Genomic DNA, 19,283 nt, shown 5'->3' with positions numbered 1-19,283 from the left:
GCGCGCCCCGGACTCCGCGAGTAGCGTGCGTGGCTCCGCTCCCCCCACCTCCCTGCGGTCCGCCGCCACGGACCCGAGCCACGCAAGGAGCCCCGGGATGTCCTATGACCCGCCACACCCCTCGTACCACTCGCCCCGGCCGTTCTACGACACCTCCCCACCGTCGTACGACCGGCCCCGCCCCCCGTACGACCGGCCCCACCTCACCTACCCCTGGCAGCCCGCTCCCCCGCCGCCGCCCGGCCCGGACCGCCGGCCGCCCCGTGAACCCGTGGGCCACCACAGCGACCTGCGGGTGCTGCGCAGCGCCTACCGCTGGCAGCGGCGTACGGCCACACTCACCGCGCTGGGCTACTTCACGCTGTTCCTGGTGCTGTCCGCGACCGCGCCCGGCGTGATGACGCGCACGGTCGCCGACGGCATCCCCGCCGGTCTGCTGCTCGCCCTGATCCAACTCCCGGTCACCTGGCTCGCGATCGCCCTGTACGAGCACACGGCGCGCCGGCACGTCGATCCGCTCGCGGACCGCATCCGCAAGCAGGCCGAACTGGCCGCACGCCGGGGAGCGGCCCGATGACCGCCGCCGCCGGCACTCCGGCGGTAGGAGGCTTCGCCGGTTTCAGCGGCTCGGCCGAGTCCATGTCCCTGGTCGCTTTCTCCACCGCCGCCACGGTGACCCTGCTGCTGTGCGTGATAACCGGCCCCGACCGCGACGACCTCGACGAGTTCTACACCGGCTACGGCTCCCTGTCCCCGCTGCGCAACGGCCTCGCCATCGCCGGGGACTACATCTCCGCGGCCACCGTCCTCGGCACCGGCGGAATCATCGCCCTGTGCGGCTACGACGGAGTCGTCCTCGCCCTGAGCACCGCGCTGTCGCTGATGCTGCTGATGTTCCTGCTGGCCGAACCGCTGCGCAACGCGGGCCGGTTCACCATGGGCGACGCGCTCGCCCGCCGGCTGCCGGGCCGCTGCGTGCGCATCACGGCCTGCGCGGTGACGATCGCCGCGCTGCTGCCGCTGATGCTGGTCCAACTCGCCGCAACCGGGCAGCTTATGACGTTCATCCTGGGCTTCACCGACGAGTCGCTGAAGACCGCGTGCGTCGTCGCGCTGGGCGCTCTGATGATCGCCTACGCGGCGATCGGCGGCATGAAGGGCACCGCGCTCATCCAGATCCTGAAGATCGTGATGCTGGTCGGTTCGGGCGCCGTGGTCGCCGTGCTGATCCTGCGCCGCTTCGACTGGGATCCGGGCGCGCTGTTCACCGCGGCCTCGCGGCAGAGCGGCGCCGGGCCTGCCTTCCTACGCTCAGGGCTGGAGTTCGGCACGTCGGGCAAATCCCGCCTGGACATGGTCGCCTCGGAGCTGACGGTGGTGCTCGGCGGCGCCTGTCTGCCGCACATCACCATGCGCATGTACACCGCCTCCAGCGCCCGCCAGGTGCGCCGCTCGATGTCCTGGGCGGTGTCGATCGTCGCGCTGTTCGTGCTGGTCGTCACGGTGGTCGGGTTCGGCGCCACGGCGCTGGTCGGCCGTGCCGTGATCGCCCGGGCCGATCCGCAGGGCAACACCGCGTATCTGCTGGGCTCGCGGGCGGTCTTCGGCGCGGACGTGTCCACGGCGGAGACCTTCCTGTTCACCATGGTGACGACGGCGATCTTCCTGACCCTGCTCGCCTCGGTCGCCGGGATGATCCTCGCCTGCGCCAACTCCCTTGCCCACGACGTGTTCGCGGCCCGTGTGCAGGAGATGCCGGCCCGGCGCGAGATGGCCCTCGCCCGCGTCGCGGCGTTCGCCATAGGCGTGCCGACGATCCTGCTCGCCACGCTGGTGCAGCACCACAGCCTGCAGCCCCTGGTGACGCTCTCCTTCTGCCTCGGCGCCTCGGCCATAGCGCCGGCCCTGGTGTACGGGCTGTTCTGGCGCCGCTACACCCGCAGCGGGCTGCTGGCGACACTGATCGGGGGCACGCTGACCGTGCTTCTGCTCATGCCGGGCACCAACCTGGTCTCCGGCTCACCCATATCGGCCTTCCCGCACGCCGACTTCAACTGGTTCCCGTTCACCACGACCGGCATCGTCTCCATCCCGGCCGGCTTCCTCTTCGGCTGGCTCGGCACGATCACCTCGGGCCGGGCCAAGGCGGAGCAACAGCGGCACCAGTACGAGGCGGTGGAGGGGTGGATTCTGGCGGGGGCGGTGCGGAAGTCGAGTTGAGCGGGGTCCGTGGGCGCGCGTGGGGGCATGGGGGCATGGGGGCCTGGGGCGTGTAGGTGCGTGTGGGGGGCTGCGGCTGAGGCAGCCGGGCGGGGGCCGGGTGCGGGGGCCGGGGCATCTCGGCGCGGGAGGGCCGGGCGCAGCAACCGACAGGCTCGACGCGGACAGCCCGGTCCAGCGGTCGGCAAGTTCGACGCGAGACAGCCCGGTCCAGCGGTCGGCAAGTTCGACGCGAGACAGCTGGGCCCACTGCCGGCCAACTCGATCTGAGGCAGCCAGGGACAGCGGCCTGAGGCTCGACGCGAGCCCCCGACCCAGCACCCGGCAATCTCGACGCGAGCCCCCGGACCCACGGCCGGCAAACTCGACGCCGACCGGCCGGGTCGGGCACCTGAGCCAGGGGTGACCGGGCGTCAGTCCAGGGTCGCTCTGCCGGTCAGGGAGATCAGGCTGCTGCGCACGTGGTCCATGTGTTCCCGTACGACGTCCCAGGTCTCGCCGTGCTCGCGCAGCACCTGTTCCGTCTCCAGGGCAACGCGTTCCTCGTGCACGCGCGCGTCGGCGATGATCTCGGCGGCACGCGCGTGTGCCTCCTCCTGGCTGCGGCGCGCGTACTCCTCGGCCTCCCCGAGGGCCCGCTTGGCGTCGGAGAGCGCGGTCTCGGCCCGGCTCACCCGCTCGACGTGCCGGGCGTCCAGCGCGGTGAGGTGTTCGGCCTCCTCGCGCTCGGCCTCGGCCCACCGCTCGGCGTGTTCCCGGGACTGCTCGGCGAGCATGCCGGTGGTGCGCTGCCGTACCTCGCGCAACGCGGAAAGCGCCTCCGAGCGCCCTTCCTTCACTTCGTGCCGCGTGCCGACGCGGATGTCGTCGGCCTCGGCGCGCGCGGCGAGGAGCAGCTGGCGGACGCGTTCGTCGGCTTCCGCGCGGAGCGCGTTCGCCGCTTCCCGCGCCTGCCGTCGTACGCCCTCGGCGTGCGCTTGGGCCTGCGCGAGCAGTTGGTCCGCTGCACGGCGCGTGCGCTCGCGCAGGTCCGCCGCCTCCTCCTGCGCGAGCTGGAACACCCGCCGTGCGCCCTCTCCGAGCGACTCGTACGCGTGCGGTGCGAGCCGGGCGACGGCCTCGCGCAGCCGCGCGGCCTCCGCCTCCATGTCCTTGGCGAGCACGGTCAGCCGCGCGGCCCGTTCCCACGCGGCGTCGCGGTCGTACGACAGTTTCTCCAGGTAGGCGTCGACCTGCTCGGGGCGGTAGCCGCGCCCCCGGACGGTCACGAAGCCGTGCGGCGACATCGATGCGCTGCTCACCCTGGGGACCCCTCTCCACCGGACGTACACGACAGGATGATTTTGCGCATATCTTGATGCACCGGATGTAAGTGTTCATAACGCGACACTCCGCAGTCACGTCACACCCGAAATCCCGCACTTTGCGATCGGCGTGGCGGGCGGGACCGGCTACAGCACGTCCTCCTCAAGCGTGACGATCATGCTGCGCACGGGCGCCAGCTCCGCCAGCCTCGCCGCGTCCGCCGCCGTCGCGCGCCCCTCGGCCGAGGCGAACGCCGCGCGCAGCTCTTCCACCGAGTCCCACTCCAGCGTCGCGACCAGGTAGTACGGCGCGCCCCCGCGCACCGGCGCCGTCTCCCGGCCGACGGTGTAGCGGCGCAGACCGGGCAGCCGTCGGCCCAGCGGGATGTGCACCTCGCGGTAGTGCCGGTCGAATGCCCCGGGGTCGGCGGGCGTCTCGTACAGGGCTAGGAAACGGGCCGTCATCGTGCGGCCCTCCCGTGGCGTGTGAGGACGGCGGCGCCCACCCGTTCGGCCGACAGGCACTCCAGCTCGGCCGGCTCGCTCCCGGCCGGGAACAGCCGTCGGCCCTGCCCCAGCACGACCGGGAAGGTGAGCAGCCGGTACTCGTCGACCAGGCCCTCCTCCCGCAACGCGGCCACGACACCGAGGCTGCCGGTGACGACCACGTCCCGCCGCTCGGCGCGTACGGCGTCCGCCAGATCCCCTTTCAGCAGGCGGGAGTTGCTCCATGCGGACACGTCCGGGGTGCCGCGGGAGGCGACCAGTTTCGGTACGGCGGTCAGCCGCGCGGCGAACGGATCGTCCCGCCCCGGCCACAGCCGGGCGAACAGCTCCCAGGTGGTACGGCCCAGCAGCAGGACCCCTTCGTCCAGCACACGGCCGAGCCGGAACTTGTCCCCGGCGACCGCCTCCGGGCCGTGCCGGAAGGCCCAGCCGCCGTACGGCGTGCCCGCGGACCCGTCCGGGTCGGACACGATCCCGTCCAGGCTGATGAACTCGATGACGACGACACTCACGACGACGGTCCCTTCGCTCGGCTCGGTTGCTCACCGGTACCTACCGGCGACACCGGCCGGACTCATCGCTCCACCGGAGAAATCGCGTGACGGTTGCCGTCGGGTGCCGTGTCGTCTCAGGGGGCGGCGGGCGCAGGGGGCGCGAACGCGGTCAGGACGCGCGGGTCGGCGAACACAAACACCACGTTGCGGGCGACCCGGCCGCCGGTGACCGTCAGGACCTGCACGGTGTGGAGGGCGTGCCCGCCGCCGGGCTCCGGCGCGTACGCCGCAAGCGCCGGCTGCCCGTTGGCCGCCACGCGCTCCACTCGCCAGGCGGTGCCGCGCATCGCGAACACCCGTTCCATGAACAGGCCGTAGTCCCTCCTGCCCCGATACCACAGCGGCACCGGCGGCATCTCCAGGACCGCGTCCTCGGTGAGCAGCCGCACCAGCGCCGGCACGTCGGCCGCCTCGAAGGCGCGCATGTAGCGCCGCACCACCGCCCGCACCTCAGGATCCTCCGGCTCGCCGACCTCGCCGATCGCGTCCCCGCGCGCGAGGGCGGCGCGCGCCCGCTGCAACGCGCTGTTGACCGCGGCCACCGACGTGTCCAGCTGCTCGGCGACCTCGGCGGCGGAGAACTCCAGCACCTCGAGCAGCACCAGCACGGCCCGCTGCCGCGCCGGCAGCAGCTGCAGCGCCGCCACCAGTGCCAGCCGCAGGTCCGCGCGCGCCTCCACGTCGAACCGCGCCTCGGGGAACGGCTCCAGCCACGGCACCTGAGGCGCCGGTGTCAGCGGCGCACCGGGATCGTCCGAGGGCGCTCCCAGCCCGGACGGCAGGGGGCGGCGCGAACGGCTCTCCAGCGCGCTCAGACAGGCGTTGGTCGCGATCCGGTACAGCCAGGTCCGCACGGACGCGCGCGTGGCGTCGTAGCGGTCCCGCGCCTTCCAGGCCCGCAGCATCGTCTCCTGCGTCAGATCCTCGGCCTCGTGGAACGAGCCCAGCATGCGGTAGCAGTACGCCACCAGCTCACCCCGGTACGGCTCGAAGTCCACCGGCCCATCATGCCCTTCACGCGCGCGTGAAGGGCATGATCCGCCAACGTCCGGACGACGCGCCTACAGCAGGCCGTCCCACATCTGCTCCAGCAGCACCGACCACCAGCTCTCCGGCGAACCGAGCGCCGCCGGGTCCAGGGAGGCCAGCTGCGCCTGGAAGTCGACGGTCCAGCGGCCCGCCTGCTCCTGGTTCAGCCCGAACCGCAGGCGCCACATCCGGCCCAGCAGCGCCAGGCAGCGCGCGAACTCCGGCAGACCGGTGTTCACGAACTGCGGCGGCACCGGAGCCCCGCCCGGCCCTGCCTCGACGGGTACGGCCACGATGTTCGCCGTGCCGTACTGCACACAGATCGCCTTGCCGAAGTCGGTGCCCATGACGAGGTACGAGCCGGCGTCCGAGGCCGGCTGCACCCCGCGCTCGGCCGCCAGCTCCGCCAGCGTCGGCACGGGCCTGCCCGGCTGGGCCTGCGCCCAGAAGAACGGGCCCATGTCCACCGGCAGACCGGCCACGACCAGCGTGTGTGCCACGATCGGCGGCACACCCTGCCGCGACACCGCCTGCTGCTCGAACCGGAAGATCCCCGGCCCGAACGCCGCCGCCAGCTCCTGCGCGATGCCCTCCGGCGGGACGGGCGGCGCGACCTGCACCGGCGGCAACGGCGCCCGCACCGGCGCGGGCCGCGCCGGACCGTCCGCCACCTGGTGCAACTCGCCCTGGTGCGCCAGCAGCTGCTGCATGCCCTGCTGCCGGCTCGCATGGTCCGTGCCGTACGGCGCGATGCTCGTGATCCGCGCCTGCGGCCACTGCTCCCGGATCATCCGCGCACAGTAGGCGCCGGGCAGCTCGCACGACTCCAGCTCCGTGTGCAGCTCCAGCACCTGGTCCGGCGGCACGTTCATCGCCCGCAGCTCGTGGAAGATCTGCCACTCCGGATGCGGCGTACCCGGCGCCGAACGCCGGATCAGCTGCTGTTCCGAGCCGTCCCGCGCGCGATAGCGCAGCACGGCCTGATAGCCCGGACCCACCGTCGGCTGCCCCTGCTGCGGATACCCGTACGCCGGCGGCTGCCCGGGCGCGCCCGGCGGCACCGCACCCGGCGGCATCGGCTGCGGCGCACCCGGAACGCCCGGCGGCATACCGGGGGCGCCCGGCACACCGAGCGTGCCGGGGGCGGGCGGCGGCGGGGGCGCGCCCGGACCGGTCACCGGGGGTGCGGCCAGCACGGTCTCCGCGTGGTGCACGGCGCCGCGGCCACCGCCCGGGGCGCCGGGCGTACCGGGACCGACAGGGGCGCTCGGCGGCTGCGGGGCGCCGGGCGCGGGAGGCATGCCGGGAGCGCCCGGAGCACCGGGCGGGTTCGGCGCACCCGGGGCGACCGGAGGCTGCGGCGCGCCCCCGCCCAGCTGGCTGGGGTCGGCCAGCACCGTGGCCGCGTGGTGCACGTTGCCCAGAGGCGCGGCAGGAGGATTGGGGGCGCCCGGAGCATTCGGAGCACCCACACCACCGGGACCCTCGGGCCCCTCCGGCCCGAGCGCCGACACCAGCTGTGTCGGCACGTACCCACCGGCGGGCGCGCCCGGCGCGGGAGGCGTCGGGGCGCTCCCCGGGCGTGCGCCCGGCGTACCGGGGGCACCCGGCGGCGGAGGCGGCGCACCCACACCACCGCGCGCCTTCTTCGGCGGCGGCGCGGCCTTGCTCGTCGCGGCATCGGCGATGTCCCCGGCGTTCGGCGCGAGCCGCCGCGCCGAGGCACCCGTGTCGGCCGGAGGCTGCGGCGCACCCGCCGCACCACCCGGCGCCGGCGCCTGCGGATAGCCGTAACCGGGAGCACCCTGCGGAGCGCCGGGGCCCTGCGGATAGCCGTAGGTCGGCGCGCCCGGGGGCGGCAGGGGCGTGCTGCCCTGCGGAGCACCCGGCGCACCGGGAGCCGCGGGGGGCGCAAGCGGAGTGCCGGGCGCCGGCGGGTACGCGGTTACGCCCGGCGGAGGCGTGCCGGGAGCCGCCGGCGGCTGCGGATAGCCGTACGGAGGCGTACCGGGCGGGGGCGTACCGCCCTGCGGAACGCCAGGCGCACCAGGGGCAGCGGGCGCCCCAGGGGCAGCGGGCGCCCCAGGGGCGGACGGGGCACCCGGCGCGCCCGGCGGGAAGCCCTGCGCGCCCGGCGCGTTCGAAGAGTCGAGGGCCGGCGCGACCGCCGTCGGCGGCAGCTGGCTGCCCCCCGACACCAACGCCGTCTTCGCATCCGGCGCGCTCACCGGCGGCCACGGAGCCTCGTCGTCGGCATCGCCCAGCGGCGGCGCGAACACCGTCGCGGGCAACGGCACCGAACGGTCGTCCTCACCGGAGTCCGCATTCGTGTCCGTACCGGCCCAGGGCGTCGCCCCCACCGGCACATCCGCGGAAGGCGCGTTCACAGGAGCCTGCGCCCCGGGAACACCGGGCACACCCTGCGGCACCCCGGCCTGCGTCTCCGCCGGCCCCGTCCCACCGGACGAAGCCCCACGACCGACACCGGACCCGGCACCGACACCGGCACCGGCACCGGCACCGGACGCACCAGCACCAGCCCCGGCACCCCAAGCGTCCTCGCCCGCCGACCGCCGGTCCCCGATGCCCAGCTTGTCCGCCGCCTCCTGCAACCACTCCGGAGGAGTCAGCAGGAACGACGTCTGATTCAGATCCATCCGCGCGGCAGCCGGCGCCGGAACCGCGTCCTGCGGCTCATCCGCACGCCCGTACTCCTCCTCGTACCGGCGGATCACCTCACCCACCGGCAGCCCCGGCCACAGCGTCGCCTCCCCGCTGTCCCGGGCGATCACGAGCCGCTGCGCACCGGCGTCCGAACGCGGACCCTCCGCCCGGTCCTCGCCCCACACCACGAAACCCAGCTCGAACTCCCGCACCCGCACCTCACGATGCTGGTACGCGGGCACGTCACCGTTGATCCACTCCTCGGCGCGCTCCTGCGCCTGCGCGTAGGTCACCATCGCCTGAAGCTCACTCCCCCACCGAGCCGGAAGACGCCGCACCGGAAGAACCGGAAGACACCGGGACGACACGCGCGAAGCCGCCGTCCACCATCAGATTCGCCACCGTCTCCAACTCCGGCGGACTGCCCGCCAGCCGCGACAGAAAGGCGTCGAAATCATCACCGCACGGCAGCAGCAGACGCTCCACCCGCTCCGCCGGCGACCACGACGGATCCGCATCACGCACATCGTCGTACGCGCAGAACCACACCGAACCCGGCCGCTCGCCCCTCACCTTCACCGCGAGCAACCCGCCCTGCACGAACACCACCCCGAGGTAATCCTTCGTCAGATGGTCGCGCAGACACTTGTTCACATACACCAGGTCATTGACCGCCGCCTCCTCACGCACCGTGAAGAACGGCTGGTCCAGCAGCAGACCCAACTCCGCGTCCAACGCCGTACCCACCGGCGCACACCCGCCCGCCGCCTTCAGGAACGAGCGATACGCGCCCGGAAGCCGGTAGCCGAGATCCTCCTCGACACCCTGAACCTGTGCCTCCGTCACCGCCACACCCGACTTCGGCAGCCCGAAATGCGCCGGCCTCGTCTCCTGCAACGGCCGCGTCCCCCGCTTGCCGTGGTCCACCGCCGCCGTCGCCACCCCACCGTGATGCCGCAGCAACGCCTTCACCTCGACCGGAATCAGCTCCAGCCGCCGCGTCCCGGCCACGTGATGCCACGTCCAGCCGTGCGGCGTCGCCACATCCGGCACCGTGTCCCACAACTCGTGCCGCTCCGCGGCCAACGCCGCGTTCGCCGACACATAGTCCGTCAGCCGCAACTCGTCGACACCGAAACCCTCCGGCGGCTCGGCGATCTCCACCGCCACGCGCGCGTACGGAGAGAAATCCGGGTAACCACGCTCATCGACCCGTACCCCTCTCGGGTGACGCGCCGCCCGGACCGGATCCGGAAAATGCACGACCTGCCCGGCGTAGGCCGCGTTCGGCGGCGCGGCTTGCTGCCCGAGCCGACCTGTCGTCATGGCGGTAGCCCCCTGCGGCGTTCTCTCTGGCCTTAAAACGGCGGTGTCGATCGCGGATGCCGACAGCCTATGCGGTACGCGAACCCCGGTCACCGGCCCACCGCACGCACGGGGAAACCACCCCTCCGCTTCCGTGACCAGCCGTCACCCCACCGTGACGACCAGCCCCGACCCGGGCGTGTCGCACCGCCCCAGCTTCCCCACCACCCACGGCATTTGGCACCCTGTGTCCTTCGGGGGGATGCCCGGGGAGGGGAAAACGATCATGAACGCCTTGCGAACCGGAGGTACGGACGTGCGGTCCGGCGACCCACGCATCGGCTGGAGCGGCACCGACACACCCCCCGCCCCCACCCTCCGCCACCGCCGCGACGGCATCCTGCCCACCGTCGCCGCCGCCCTCTCCGTCCGCGGCGCCACCCTCACCGGCACCGCCGCCCGAGGCGACCAACCCCCCGCCCTCCACCCCCTCGTCCAGGACTTCCTCGACACCCTCACCAGCGGCGAACGCGACCGCTTCACCGGCCGCTGCGCCGAAACCATCCTCATCTCCCGGCACCTCACCGCCGCCGACGCCGCACGCAGCAAACGCGCCGCCCGCAAACCCATGACCAACGGCGAAGCCCGCAAAGCCCTCAAACAAGCCAAACTCACCGCCCGCCGCATACGCGAGGACGGCGACCCCCTCCACGGCAGCTTCGCCACCCCCTGCCGCGCCTGCACCGCCCTCAGCGCCCACTTCGGCGTCCGCATCGTCGACCCCACGGCAACCGACGGCTGAAAACCACCGTCAACCGAAGTACGACCCGCAGACACGACGACCGAAGCACCACCCCGCAGGCACGACGAACGAAGGGCAGATGCACCCCGACAACGCCACCACTCCCAAGCCGGCCACCCGCCACGAGCACGGGGCCAACCCACCCCGCTTCCCCGTACTCGTCGACGCCGCCCTGCGCGCCGCCGGCTGGCAACCGGGACGCTGGGACATAAAGCAGGCAGAAATCTGGGCCGACGCCCTGCGCGAACACACCTCACCCGCCGGACACCGGCACACCGTCTTCCCCGCCGCCGTCGAAGCATGGGCCGAATTCGGCGCCCTGACCATCACCCCCACCGGCCCCGGCCGCCAGATCGCCCCCGCCACCCTCCACCTCGACCCCCTCCACGGCCGCCACCACGCCCGCACCCTCGGCGACCTCGGCCGCGCCCTCGGCACCGAACTCTGCCCTCTCGGCGAAGAGACCGACACCGCCGCCGTCCTCGCCATCGACACCGAAGGCCGCGTCTACACCCTCGACCACACCGGCGACTGGTACGTCGGCCCCCACATCGACCACGCCCTCACCACCCTCATCACCGGCATCGAGCCGGTACGCCTCACGACGGGCTGACACCACCCGAACAGGCAGGCCCCCGCCAGCCGGGACTCCGGGAGCACGAGGTCCTACGCCGCCGACCAGGGCCCCTGGACAAGCGGACCCCTGGACAAGCGGACCCCTGGACAAGCGCGCCTCACGCCGCCGGAATCACCGCCGACACCCGGAAACCCCCCGCTTCCGTCGGCCCCGACACGAACACACCACCCAGCGCCACGACCCGCTCCCGCATCCCCACCAGACCGTTCCCACCCGACGGCAGCCCCGCCGCCGACGCCGACCCCGGCTCCGGCGGCGGCTCGTTCTCCACCTGCATCGCGATCTCCGACACCCGATGCGCCAACCGCACATGCGTCTTCGCACCCGCCGCATGCTTGTGGACGTTCGTCAACGCCTCCTGCACCACCCGGTACGCCGTCTGCTCGATCCGAGCCGCATACGACCGCACCTCCCCCTCCACCGACAGATTCACGACCATCCCCGCGGCCGCCGACTGCCCGACCAACTCCTCCAGCTCCGACAGACACGGCCCCTCCACCGCACCGTCCGCCTCGGCCACCCGGGAAGCCGCAGCCGCAGCCGCCTCCCCCACCGCCGCCAACGGCACCCCCGGAGCACGCCGCACCGGATCCTCCCCCGCCCGCAGCACCCCCAGCATCTGCCGCAACTCGGTCAACGCCTGCCGACCCATGTCCCCCACCAGCGCCGCGTTCCGCACCGCCTTCTCGGGGTCCTTCCGCGCAACCGCCTGAAGCGCGGCCGCATGCACCACCATCAGACTCACCCGATGCGCGACCACGTCATGCATCTCCCGGGCGATCCGCGTCCGCTCCTCGTTGCGCGCCCACTCGGCCCGCTCCTCCGCCCGCTCGGCCAGCAACTGAAGCTCCCGCTCCAGACTGTCCGCCCGCTCCCTGAGGCTCTCCATCAACCGCCGCCGCGCCCCCACATACAAACCCAGCAGCACCGGCGGAGCCGTCAGCCCCAACGCCGTCGTCACCGCCGCGAACGGCACGAACCAGTCACCCAGCGTCAGATCGCCCCGCGCCATGTCCTGCCGCACCCGCACGAACGTCACGACCGCCGTCCCCACCAGCGACATCCCCGACAGCGCCCCGATGACCCGGCGCGGCAGTTCACACGCGGCGAGCGTGTACAGGCCGACGATCCCGAGCAGGAACCCCATCTGCGCGGGCGTGATCGCGATGGCCACGAGCACGACGGCGATCGGCCACTTCCGCCGTACGAGCAACACGGACCCTGCGATCACCCCGAAAACGATCCCCACCGCCAGCGGAATGCCGGCATCCCGGGCGAACGGAACACCCTCCGCGCCGCACTCCACGGCGGACACCAGCGCGAGACTCCCGTCGAGCACCGCACTGCGCCACCTGGCCCACCACCACGGCCCGGTCAGGGCCGTGGTGTGCTCTTCCCCCGTCGTGGTCATGCCTCCAGCCTACGGGCGAGGGCTGCGGCTTTTCCGGTGACTTTCACCGACCTCCACACACCACGCTCGGTAACCGAGCGACCTCGGAACCCGCCGGAATCACTCGAACTGGTGAACTCCTCCTGTTCGACCTCGGAACCGATCATTCCGGCCGAACGGTGTGTCCATGGCACATTCACCTGGCAGGTACGCCGACTTCGAGAGCTTGCGGGAGCGGGCGGTCGTGCTGCGGCGGGCCGGCTACAGCCTCCGGCAGATCCGCGACGAGCTGAAGATCTTCAACAACGACATCCTCAACCAGCTGGTGAAGGGCGAACCGCCGCCGGAGTGGACGAAGCGGCCGAACGCGAAGGACGACCTGCGGGCCAAGGCTCGGGAGCTACGGCTCCAGGGCTGGACGTACGACCAGATCGAGGCGGAACTGGGATGCTCACGGAGTTCGGCATCGCTGTGGGTGCGGGATCTGCCGAGGCCTGAGCCCCGGTACACACCGGAAGAACAACGCGCGCTCATGCAAGAGGGCCTGGCACGGCGCAGGGCCACAGAGAGGGAGAAGCGCGAGGAGACCAAGGTAGCCGCGCTGCGAGAGATCGAAGAACTCACCGATCGCGACCTTTTCGTGGCGGGTATCGCGCTCTACTGGGCCGAAGGGTCGAAGAGCAAACCGTACGACCGCCGCGAGCGCGCGGTCTTCGTCAACAGCGACCCCGGCGTGATCAAGACCTATCTGGCTTGGCTGGACCTGCTCGAGGTGGGCCGCGAGCGCCTGACTTTCCGGCTGCTCATCCACGAGTCGGCAGACGTCGAGGCGGCTCACCGCTTCTGGGCGGCCGTGGCCGACGTCGACACCTCGATCTTCGCCAAGCCGACGCTGAAGAAGCACAACCCGAAGACGGTCCGCAAGAACACGGGAGACGACTACCACGGTTGTCTGGTCATCGTCGTGGCCAGGAGCGCCCACTTGTACAACCGCATCGAAGGCTGGTGGAACGGAATCGTGGCCCAGGCCGAGGCACGTCTCGGGTAAGGTCTGAAGCGCTGTTCCCCCGTGGTGTAACAGGCAGCACACTAGATTTTGGATCTAGCAGGACAAGGTTCGAATCCTTGCGGGGGAGCCACAGCACACAAAACCCAGGTTCGGGCCCTGACCGGCGAAAGCCCCGTCAGGGCCCACTCTCACCTCCCCCAAGCAGCACCCCGGTATCCTGCGGCTGTCACCCCCACTCACCCACAGCCGAAGGGCAATCCCGTGAGCGCCATCCGCCCGGCAGCCGTCGTCGTTCTCGCAGCGGGTGAGGGCACCCGTATGAAGTCGGCCACACCGAAGGTCCTGCACGAGATCTGTGGCCGTTCCCTCGTGGGCCATGTGCTGGCCGCCGCCCGTGAATTGGATCCGGAGAACCTGGTCGTGGTCGTGGGCCACGCCCGTGAGCAGGTCGCCGCCCACCTCACGGAGATCGACCCGGGCACCAGGACGGCCGTACAGGCGGAGCAGAACGGCACCGGGCACGCCGTGCGCATGGGTCTGGAGGAGCTCGGCGGGGCCGTGGACGGGACCGTCGTGGTCGTCTGCGGGGACACGCCGCTCCTCACCGCCGGCACCCTGAAGCAGCTCGCGGAGACCCACGCCACCGACGGCAACGCCGTGACCGTGCTGACGGCCGAGGTGCCGGACGCGACCGGGTACGGCCGGATCGTGCGGGACGAGGTGACGGGTGCGGTCACCGCGATCGTGGAGCACAAGGACGCGACCGACGCCCAGCGGTCGATCCGGGAGATCAACAGCGGGGTGTTCGCGTTCGACGGGCAGTTGCTGGCGGACGCGCTGAAGAAGGTGCGGACGGACAACAGCCAGGGTGAGGAGTACCTCACGGATGTGCTCGGGATCCTGCGCGAGGCCGGTCACCGTGTCGGCGCTTCCATGGCCGGCGATCACCGGGAGATCGCCGGGATCAACAACCGGGTGCAGCTGGCCGAGGCGCGCCGGGTCCTCAACGACCGGCTGCTGACCGCCGCGATGCTCGACGGCGTCACCGTCGTCGACCCTGCCTCCACCTGGGTCGATGTGACCGTCTCTTTCGAGCGGGATGTCGTCGTTCATCCGAACACGCAGCTGACCGGCTCCACCCATCTCGGTGAGGGTGCCGAGGTCGGTCCGAACAGCCGGCTGAAGGACACGCAGGTGGGTGCTGGGGCACGGGTGGACAACACCGTGTCCGACGGGGCGGTTGTGGGGGCGGAGGCGAGTGTGGGGCCGTACGCGTATCTGCGGCCCGGGACGCGTCTCGGCACCAAGGGCAAGATCGGGACCTACGTCGAGACGAAGAACGCCTCGATCGGTGAGGGCACCAAGGTGCCGCATCTCTCCTATGTCGGTGACGCGACGATCGGTGAGTACACGAACATCGGTGCGGCGAGTGTGTTCGTGAACTACGACGGTGAGAGCAAGCACCACACGACCGTCGGATCGCATTGCAAGACGGGGTCGGACAACATGTTTGTGGCTCCTGTCACGGTCGGGGACGGTGCTTACACCGCCGCGGGGTCTGTGATCACGAAGGATGTGCCGCCCGGTTCGCTGGCCGTGGCCCGTGGTCAGCAGCGGAATATCGAGGGTTGGGTGGCTCGGAAGCGTCCGGGGAGCGCGGCCGCGAAGGCGGCCGAGGCGGCGTCCCGGAGGGGTGAGAAAGAGGCCTGACCGGAAACGGGTACGTCAAACACGGCGTACCGTGATAAGTGCACATCGCACGCGTGCACCCGCACCCTTACCAGCGGATACGGCCCTTCACGCCCTGACGGGGGGTCGTGTGAGCAGTCGGCTGGCTGAGACAACCTCTGAGGAGACAGTGCTGTGACCGGGTTCAAGACGACCGGCGAGAAGAAGTTGATGTTCTTCTCCGGCCGCGCCCACCCCGAGCTTGCCGAGGAGGTCGCCCACGAGCTGGGTGTCGGGGTCGTCCCGACGAAGGCCTTCGACTTCGCGAACGGTGAGATCTACGTCCGTTATCAGGAGTCGGCGCGTGGTGCGGACTGCTTTGTGATCCAGAGCCACACGGCTCCGATCAACCAGTGGATCATGGAACAGCTGATCATGATCGACGCGCTGAAGCGCGCGTCGGCTCGCTCGATCACGGTGATCGTGCCGTTCTACGGTTACGCACGGCAGGACAAGAAGCACCGGGGTCGTGAACCTATTTCGGCGCGTCTGATCGCCGATCTGATGAAGACGGCGGGGGCGGACCGGATTCTGACCGTGGATCTGCACACGGATCAGATTCAGGGTTTCTTCGACGGGCCGGTGGATCATCTGTTCGCGCTGCCGCTGCTCGCCGACTATGTGGGCGAGAAGGTGGACCGGGACAAGCTGACGGTCGTGTCGCCGGACGCCGGGCGTGTGCGGGTGGCGGACCGTTGGTGTGACCGGCTGGGTGCGCCTCTCGCCATCGTGCACAAGCGGCGTGACAAGGATGTGGCGAACCAGGTGACCGTCCACGAGGTCGTGGGTGAGGTCAAGGGGCGTGTCTGTGTCCTGGTCGACGACATGATCGACACTGGTGGGACGATCTGTGCCGCGGCCGACGCGTTGTTCGCGCACGGTGCGGAGGACGTGATCGTCACCGCGACGCACGGTGTGCTGTCGGGTCCGGCCGCGGACCGGCTGAAGAACTCGCGGGTGGGTGAGTTCGTGTTCACGAACACGCTGCCGACGCCGGCGGAGCTGGGCCGGGATCTGGACAAGATCACGGTGCTGTCGATCGCTCCGACGATCGCGAGTGCGGTGCGTGAGGTGTTCGAGGACGGTTCGGTGACGAGCCTGTTCGACGAGCAGTGAGGTTTCTGCGGCCCCACTGTGTGAGGTAGCCGAAGATCCATTTGGGTGCGGCCTCCCGGTCCGAGTAAACTGCTGCAGTTGCTCGGCGAGGGAGGCCGTACTCCGTTTCTGACGGGGGTACGGCGGTCCGTTATCGACGCGCTCTTCGTAGCAGGCCGTTCGTGGCCGGGTGACCACGTCCGTTCCGAGTTCCTACGAGGAGTGATCAACATGTCCGAGGTGAAGCTCGCCGCCGAGACCCGTACCGAGTTCGGCAAGGGTGCGGCCCGTCGCATCCGCCGTGACAGCAAGGTTCCGGTTGTTCTCTACGGCCACGGCACCGAGCCGGTGCACCTGACCCTGCCGGGTCACGACCTGCTGCTGGCCCTGCGTACGCCGAACGTCCTGATCTCCCTGGACATCGACGGCAAGACCAACGAGCTGGCGATCCCGAAGTCCGTGCAGCGTGACCCGGTGAAGGGCTTCCTGGAGCACGTGGACCTGCTGCTGGTCAAGCGTGGCGAGAAGGTCACGGTCGAGGTTCCGGTGCACGCCGAGGGCGAGCTGGCCCCGGGTGGCAACCTGCTGGAGCACGTCCTGTCCGCGCTGCCGGTCGAGGCCGAGGCGACCCACATCCCCGAGGCCGTCACCGTCTCCGTCGAGGGTCTGGAGGCCGGTGCCTCCGTGCACGCCAAGGACATCACCCTGCCGAGCGGTGTGACCCTGGCCGTCGAGGAGGACGCTGTCGTTCTGCAGGTGCTGCAGGCCCAGGCCGAGGAGACCGAGGGCGAGGCCGCCGAGGAGGGCGAGGAGCAGGCCGAGGCCTGATCCTCTCCGGCGTCGTCCTCTGACGTCGTCATCATTCGTTCAGCCGCCGCTCTCCCTCGCGGGGAGCGGCGGCTGGCGCGCATCAAGGAGACATGGACGTGACCACCCCCGCAGGTGCCCCCTGGCTGATCGTCGGGCTCGGGAATCCCGGGCCGGAGTACGCCATGAACCGGCACAACGTCGGTTTCATGGTGGTGGAGCTGCTCGCGGAGCGGATCGGGGGGAAGTTCAAGCGGGCGGGCAAGGCGCAGGCGCAGGTGCTGGAGGGGCGGATCGGTCCGGCGGGGCCGGCGAACCGGCGGGTGATCCTGGCGAAGCCGATGTCGTACATGAATCTGTCCGGTGGTCCGGTGAACGCGCTGAAGGACTTCTACAAGGTGCCGGTGGCGAACATCGTGGCCGTGCACGACGAGCTGGACATCGACTACGGCACGCTGCGGCTGAAGCTGGGCGGTGGTGACAACGGCCACAACGGTCTGAAGTCGATGACGAAGGCGATGGGTTCGGACTATCACCGGGTGCGGTTCGGGATCGGCCGGCCTCCGGGTCGTATGCAGGTGGCGGACTTCGTGCTGAAGGACTTCTCGTCGGCGGAGCGCAAGGAGCTGGACTACTTCGTGGACCGTGCGGCGGACGCGGTGGAGTGTCTGGTGATCGAGGGGCTGGAGCGGGCGCAGAGCGCGTACAACTCGTGAGCGTGCGAGGGGGGGTGTGCGGAGCGCCGTACAACTGGTGACTTGTACGGCTTTGGTTCCTGGGTGAGTTGACCGGTCGCGGCGGTATGGCCAATGATCCCGGCCATGCCTGCCACAGCCAGCTCTGCTCGCCAGGCCTCCGTGACCGCGTTGCGGTTGGGGCGGGTCGCGGCGATGGGTGCCCTCGCCGCGTTGATTCTGTTCGCCGGGGTGTGGGGTTCCTGGGGGACCGCGCAGCACGTGATGCTGGCCAAGGGGCGTGAGCAGGGCACGGTGCGGGTGACCGCGTGTGCGCACGACACCTGCAGTGGTCCCTTCACTCCGACGTCGGCGGGGGCGCGGGCACGCGCGCGTGTGGAGATCGCGGAGTCGGTCGCGGTGCGCAAGGGGCGGACGTACGACGTCGTGCTGAAGCCGGGTACGGGGGACGCGGTGCGTTCGGGTCCGGCGGGGATCCTCTATGCGTGGGTGCCGTTGGGCGGGGCGTTGCTGCTGGCGTCGGTGGTGGTGGCCGGCGGGATGCGGCTGACGCGGGTGGCGTGGGTGCTGGCGGGGTGTGGGGTGGCTTTGCTGACGGGGGCTTTCCTGGCGGTGTCCGCCGGTTCGTGACTCCGTGCGCCGGTGGTGCCGTGCAGGTGTTGTGTCTTCGTGATTGACCCTGGGTCAGCGGGAGTTGGAAGCTGGGTCGCCCCCTCCACATCTTCCCCGTAGGCCACTCGAAGATGGACTAGTCCCATGCGTACCCTCATCCGTGCCGGCGCGGTGTCCGCCGGTCTGTCGGCGGCGCTGTTCCTCGCGCCCGCGGCGCACGCCACTCCGCCCGGTGACAACGGCGATGTGAAGATCCACAAGTCCACGACCGACGAGTACGACCAGCGCAATGAGCCGCACGTGTGCTCGTTCTACCTGGATGCCTTCCACTTCGACGGCGGCCAGCAGGTCGACTGGCACATCGAGGTGTGGGCCCCGACCGGCGGGACGAAGGGCACGACGGTGAAGTCGGGTGCCCTGTCCCTGGACGCCGACGGCCACGGCCGCACGTCGGACATGACGCTGCCCGACGGGCACTACAAGCTGTTCTGGAACTTCGACGGCGAGAAGGGCGCGGCCAAGCACAAGGTGTTCTGGACGAACTGCCAGGGCTCCGGCGGCGGTGGCGGTACGCCGTCGGCCGGTGCGACGTCGAGCGCGTCCCCGGCGCCGTCCTCGTCGGCGTCCGCGTCGTCGGCGCCGTCCTCGTCGGCCTCCGGTTCGGCGTCCTCGTCGTCCCCCGCTCCGTCCTCCTCGCCGTCCGTGCAGGGCGGTGGCGGTGGTCTCGCCGAGACGGGTAACGGCGTTCCGGTGGCGGCGCTGTCGGGTGCCGCGGCCGTGCTGGTCGGTGCGGGCGGCTACCTGGTGGTGCGGCGCCGGAAGGCGCGCGGCTGACCCACTGCCGAAACAAAAGGGTGCCCCCGGGGTCGTACGACCTCGGGGGCTGCAGAACCACGCCGGCATCGGCTCGGTCATGGCCGTCGTC

The 19,283-nt window shown here is 71.2% G+C and carries 18 protein-coding genes and 1 tRNA gene; 12 read left to right on the top strand and 7 right to left on the bottom strand.

From position 1 onward, the window contains the following. Positions 1-97: 97 nt before the first annotated feature. Together AB0M27_RS19620 and AB0M27_RS19615 are read left to right on the top strand one after the other, a co-directional pair. Positions 98-577 (top strand): DUF485 domain-containing protein, encoded by a 480-nt coding sequence (locus tag AB0M27_RS19620; protein WP_365723120.1) that lies wholly within the window; start codon positions 98-100, stop codon positions 575-577. Beyond that, positions 574-2,220 carry a cation acetate symporter gene (locus AB0M27_RS19615; protein WP_365723119.1) on the top strand — a complete coding sequence of 549 codons (1,647 nt, stop codon included), beginning with the start codon at positions 574-576 and terminating at the stop codon, positions 2,218-2,220. The genes AB0M27_RS19620 and AB0M27_RS19615 overlap by 4 nt, the downstream gene beginning before the upstream one ends. Positions 2,221-2,633: 413 nt before the next feature. Here the strand turns inward: AB0M27_RS19615 and AB0M27_RS19610 are convergent, their stop codons facing one another. From AB0M27_RS19610 to AB0M27_RS19585, 6 genes are all read right to left on the bottom strand, one after another. Beyond that, the gene (locus tag AB0M27_RS19610; protein WP_365723118.1) at positions 2,634-3,521 is read right to left on the bottom strand and encodes a cellulose-binding protein; all 888 of its coding nucleotides are present in this window, start codon (positions 3,519-3,521) and stop codon (positions 2,634-2,636) included. A 150-nt stretch (positions 3,522-3,671) separates the two neighbouring features. After that, positions 3,672-3,989 carry an EthD family reductase gene (locus AB0M27_RS19605; RefSeq protein WP_365723117.1) on the bottom strand — a complete coding sequence of 106 codons (318 nt, stop codon included), beginning with the start codon at positions 3,987-3,989 and terminating at the stop codon, positions 3,672-3,674. Then, positions 3,986-4,543: a dihydrofolate reductase family protein gene (locus AB0M27_RS19600; RefSeq protein WP_365723116.1), complete on the bottom strand. Its 558-nt coding sequence runs from the start codon at positions 4,541-4,543 to the stop codon at positions 3,986-3,988. Before AB0M27_RS19600 ends, AB0M27_RS19605 begins: the two co-directional genes overlap by 4 nt. A gap of 116 nt (positions 4,544-4,659) precedes the next feature. Beyond that, positions 4,660-5,583, bottom strand: a complete 924-nt coding sequence (locus AB0M27_RS19595) for an RNA polymerase subunit sigma-70 (RefSeq protein ID WP_365723115.1) — start codon at positions 5,581-5,583, stop codon at positions 4,660-4,662. Between the two features lie 63 nt (positions 5,584-5,646). Further along, complete coding sequence (locus AB0M27_RS19590; RefSeq protein ID WP_365723114.1) at positions 5,647-8,574, bottom strand: SUKH-4 family immunity protein; 2,928 nt, start codon at positions 8,572-8,574, stop codon at positions 5,647-5,649. Between the two features lie 10 nt (positions 8,575-8,584). Further along, positions 8,585-9,604: an SMI1/KNR4 family protein gene (locus AB0M27_RS19585; RefSeq protein ID WP_365723113.1), complete on the bottom strand. Its 1,020-nt coding sequence runs from the start codon at positions 9,602-9,604 to the stop codon at positions 8,585-8,587. Positions 9,605-9,869: 265 nt separating this feature from the next. On the opposite strand from AB0M27_RS19585, the gene AB0M27_RS19580 reads away from it, so the two are divergent. Both AB0M27_RS19580 and AB0M27_RS19575 read left to right on the top strand, forming a co-directional pair. Next, entirely contained in the window at positions 9,870-10,385 is a 516-nt protein-coding gene (locus tag AB0M27_RS19580) for a YwqJ-related putative deaminase (protein ID WP_351807343.1), read from the top strand. A gap of 79 nt (positions 10,386-10,464) precedes the next feature. Then, entirely contained in the window at positions 10,465-10,998 is a 534-nt protein-coding gene (locus AB0M27_RS19575; RefSeq protein WP_365723112.1) for an SUKH-3 domain-containing protein, read from the top strand. A gap of 121 nt (positions 10,999-11,119) precedes the next feature. Here AB0M27_RS19575 and AB0M27_RS19570 read toward each other — a convergent pair whose 3' ends face one another. Next, positions 11,120-12,433 carry a histidine kinase gene (locus AB0M27_RS19570; RefSeq protein ID WP_365723111.1) on the bottom strand — a complete coding sequence of 438 codons (1,314 nt, stop codon included), beginning with the start codon at positions 12,431-12,433 and terminating at the stop codon, positions 11,120-11,122. A gap of 166 nt (positions 12,434-12,599) precedes the next feature. Here AB0M27_RS19570 and AB0M27_RS19565 point away from each other — a divergent pair, with 166 nt between their 5' ends. The 8 genes from AB0M27_RS19565 (at position 12,600) to AB0M27_RS19530 (ending at position 19,192) form a co-directional block, all read left to right on the top strand. After that, on the top strand, positions 12,600-13,460 hold the full coding sequence (locus AB0M27_RS19565; protein WP_365723110.1) for a hypothetical protein: 861 nt from the start codon (positions 12,600-12,602) through the stop codon (positions 13,458-13,460). A 15-nt stretch (positions 13,461-13,475) separates the two neighbouring features. Continuing rightward, positions 13,476-13,551, top strand: a tRNA-Gln gene (locus AB0M27_RS19560). A 131-nt stretch (positions 13,552-13,682) separates the two neighbouring features. Then, positions 13,683-15,131: a bifunctional UDP-N-acetylglucosamine diphosphorylase/glucosamine-1-phosphate N-acetyltransferase GlmU gene (gene glmU, locus AB0M27_RS19555; RefSeq protein ID WP_365723109.1), complete on the top strand. Its 1,449-nt coding sequence runs from the start codon at positions 13,683-13,685 to the stop codon at positions 15,129-15,131. Positions 15,132-15,284: 153 nt separating this feature from the next. Continuing rightward, positions 15,285-16,265: a ribose-phosphate diphosphokinase gene (locus AB0M27_RS19550; RefSeq protein ID WP_365723108.1), complete on the top strand. Its 981-nt coding sequence runs from the start codon at positions 15,285-15,287 to the stop codon at positions 16,263-16,265. A gap of 210 nt (positions 16,266-16,475) precedes the next feature. Next, positions 16,476-17,072, top strand: coding sequence for a 50S ribosomal protein L25/general stress protein Ctc (locus AB0M27_RS19545; RefSeq protein ID WP_365723107.1), 597 nt, complete (start codon positions 16,476-16,478; stop codon positions 17,070-17,072). A 92-nt stretch (positions 17,073-17,164) separates the two neighbouring features. Beyond that, the gene (gene pth, locus AB0M27_RS19540; protein WP_365723106.1) at positions 17,165-17,767 is read left to right on the top strand and encodes an aminoacyl-tRNA hydrolase; all 603 of its coding nucleotides are present in this window, start codon (positions 17,165-17,167) and stop codon (positions 17,765-17,767) included. Between the two features lie 93 nt (positions 17,768-17,860). Then, the gene (locus AB0M27_RS19535; protein WP_365723105.1) at positions 17,861-18,376 is read left to right on the top strand and encodes a hypothetical protein; all 516 of its coding nucleotides are present in this window, start codon (positions 17,861-17,863) and stop codon (positions 18,374-18,376) included. A 126-nt stretch (positions 18,377-18,502) separates the two neighbouring features. Further along, positions 18,503-19,192, top strand: a complete 690-nt coding sequence (locus AB0M27_RS19530; protein ID WP_365723104.1) for an LPXTG cell wall anchor domain-containing protein — start codon at positions 18,503-18,505, stop codon at positions 19,190-19,192. Positions 19,193-19,283 lie beyond the last annotated feature (91 nt).

The organism is Streptomyces sp. NPDC052107 (genome assembly GCF_040680215.1).
In the GTDB taxonomy this organism is placed as follows: domain Bacteria; phylum Actinomycetota; class Actinomycetes; order Streptomycetales; family Streptomycetaceae; genus Streptomyces.
The sequence above is the reverse complement of the archived record's forward strand: the minus strand, read 5'-3'. Positions and strand labels throughout refer to the sequence as shown.

What these genes read in the sequence shown, in the direction of transcription:
- AB0M27_RS19620 (WP_365723120.1), top strand. Translation starts at nt 98, where the DNA reads ATGTCCTATGACCCGCCACACCCCTCGTACCACTCGCCCCGGCCGTTC.
- AB0M27_RS19615 (WP_365723119.1), top strand. Translation starts at nt 574, where the DNA reads ATGACCGCCGCCGCCGGCACTCCGGCGGTAGGAGGCTTCGCCGGTTTC.
- AB0M27_RS19605 (WP_365723117.1), bottom strand. Translation starts at nt 3,989, where the DNA reads ATGACGGCCCGTTTCCTAGCCCTGTACGAGACGCCCGCCGACCCCGGG.
- AB0M27_RS19590 (WP_365723114.1), bottom strand. Translation starts at nt 8,574, where the DNA reads ATGGTGACCTACGCGCAGGCGCAGGAGCGCGCCGAGGAGTGGATCAAC.
- AB0M27_RS19585 (WP_365723113.1), bottom strand. Translation starts at nt 9,604, where the DNA reads ATGACGACAGGTCGGCTCGGGCAGCAAGCCGCGCCGCCGAACGCGGCC.
- AB0M27_RS19580 (WP_351807343.1), top strand. Translation starts at nt 9,870, where the DNA reads ATGAACGCCTTGCGAACCGGAGGTACGGACGTGCGGTCCGGCGACCCA.
- AB0M27_RS19575 (WP_365723112.1), top strand. Translation starts at nt 10,465, where the DNA reads ATGCACCCCGACAACGCCACCACTCCCAAGCCGGCCACCCGCCACGAG.
- AB0M27_RS19570 (WP_365723111.1), bottom strand. Translation starts at nt 12,433, where the DNA reads ATGACCACGACGGGGGAAGAGCACACCACGGCCCTGACCGGGCCGTGG.
- AB0M27_RS19565 (WP_365723110.1), top strand. Translation starts at nt 12,600, where the DNA reads ATGGCACATTCACCTGGCAGGTACGCCGACTTCGAGAGCTTGCGGGAG.
- AB0M27_RS19545 (WP_365723107.1), top strand. Translation starts at nt 16,476, where the DNA reads ATGTCCGAGGTGAAGCTCGCCGCCGAGACCCGTACCGAGTTCGGCAAG.
- pth (WP_365723106.1), top strand. Translation starts at nt 17,165, where the DNA reads ATGGACGTGACCACCCCCGCAGGTGCCCCCTGGCTGATCGTCGGGCTC.
- AB0M27_RS19535 (WP_365723105.1), top strand. Translation starts at nt 17,861, where the DNA reads ATGATCCCGGCCATGCCTGCCACAGCCAGCTCTGCTCGCCAGGCCTCC.
- AB0M27_RS19530 (WP_365723104.1), top strand. Translation starts at nt 18,503, where the DNA reads ATGCGTACCCTCATCCGTGCCGGCGCGGTGTCCGCCGGTCTGTCGGCG.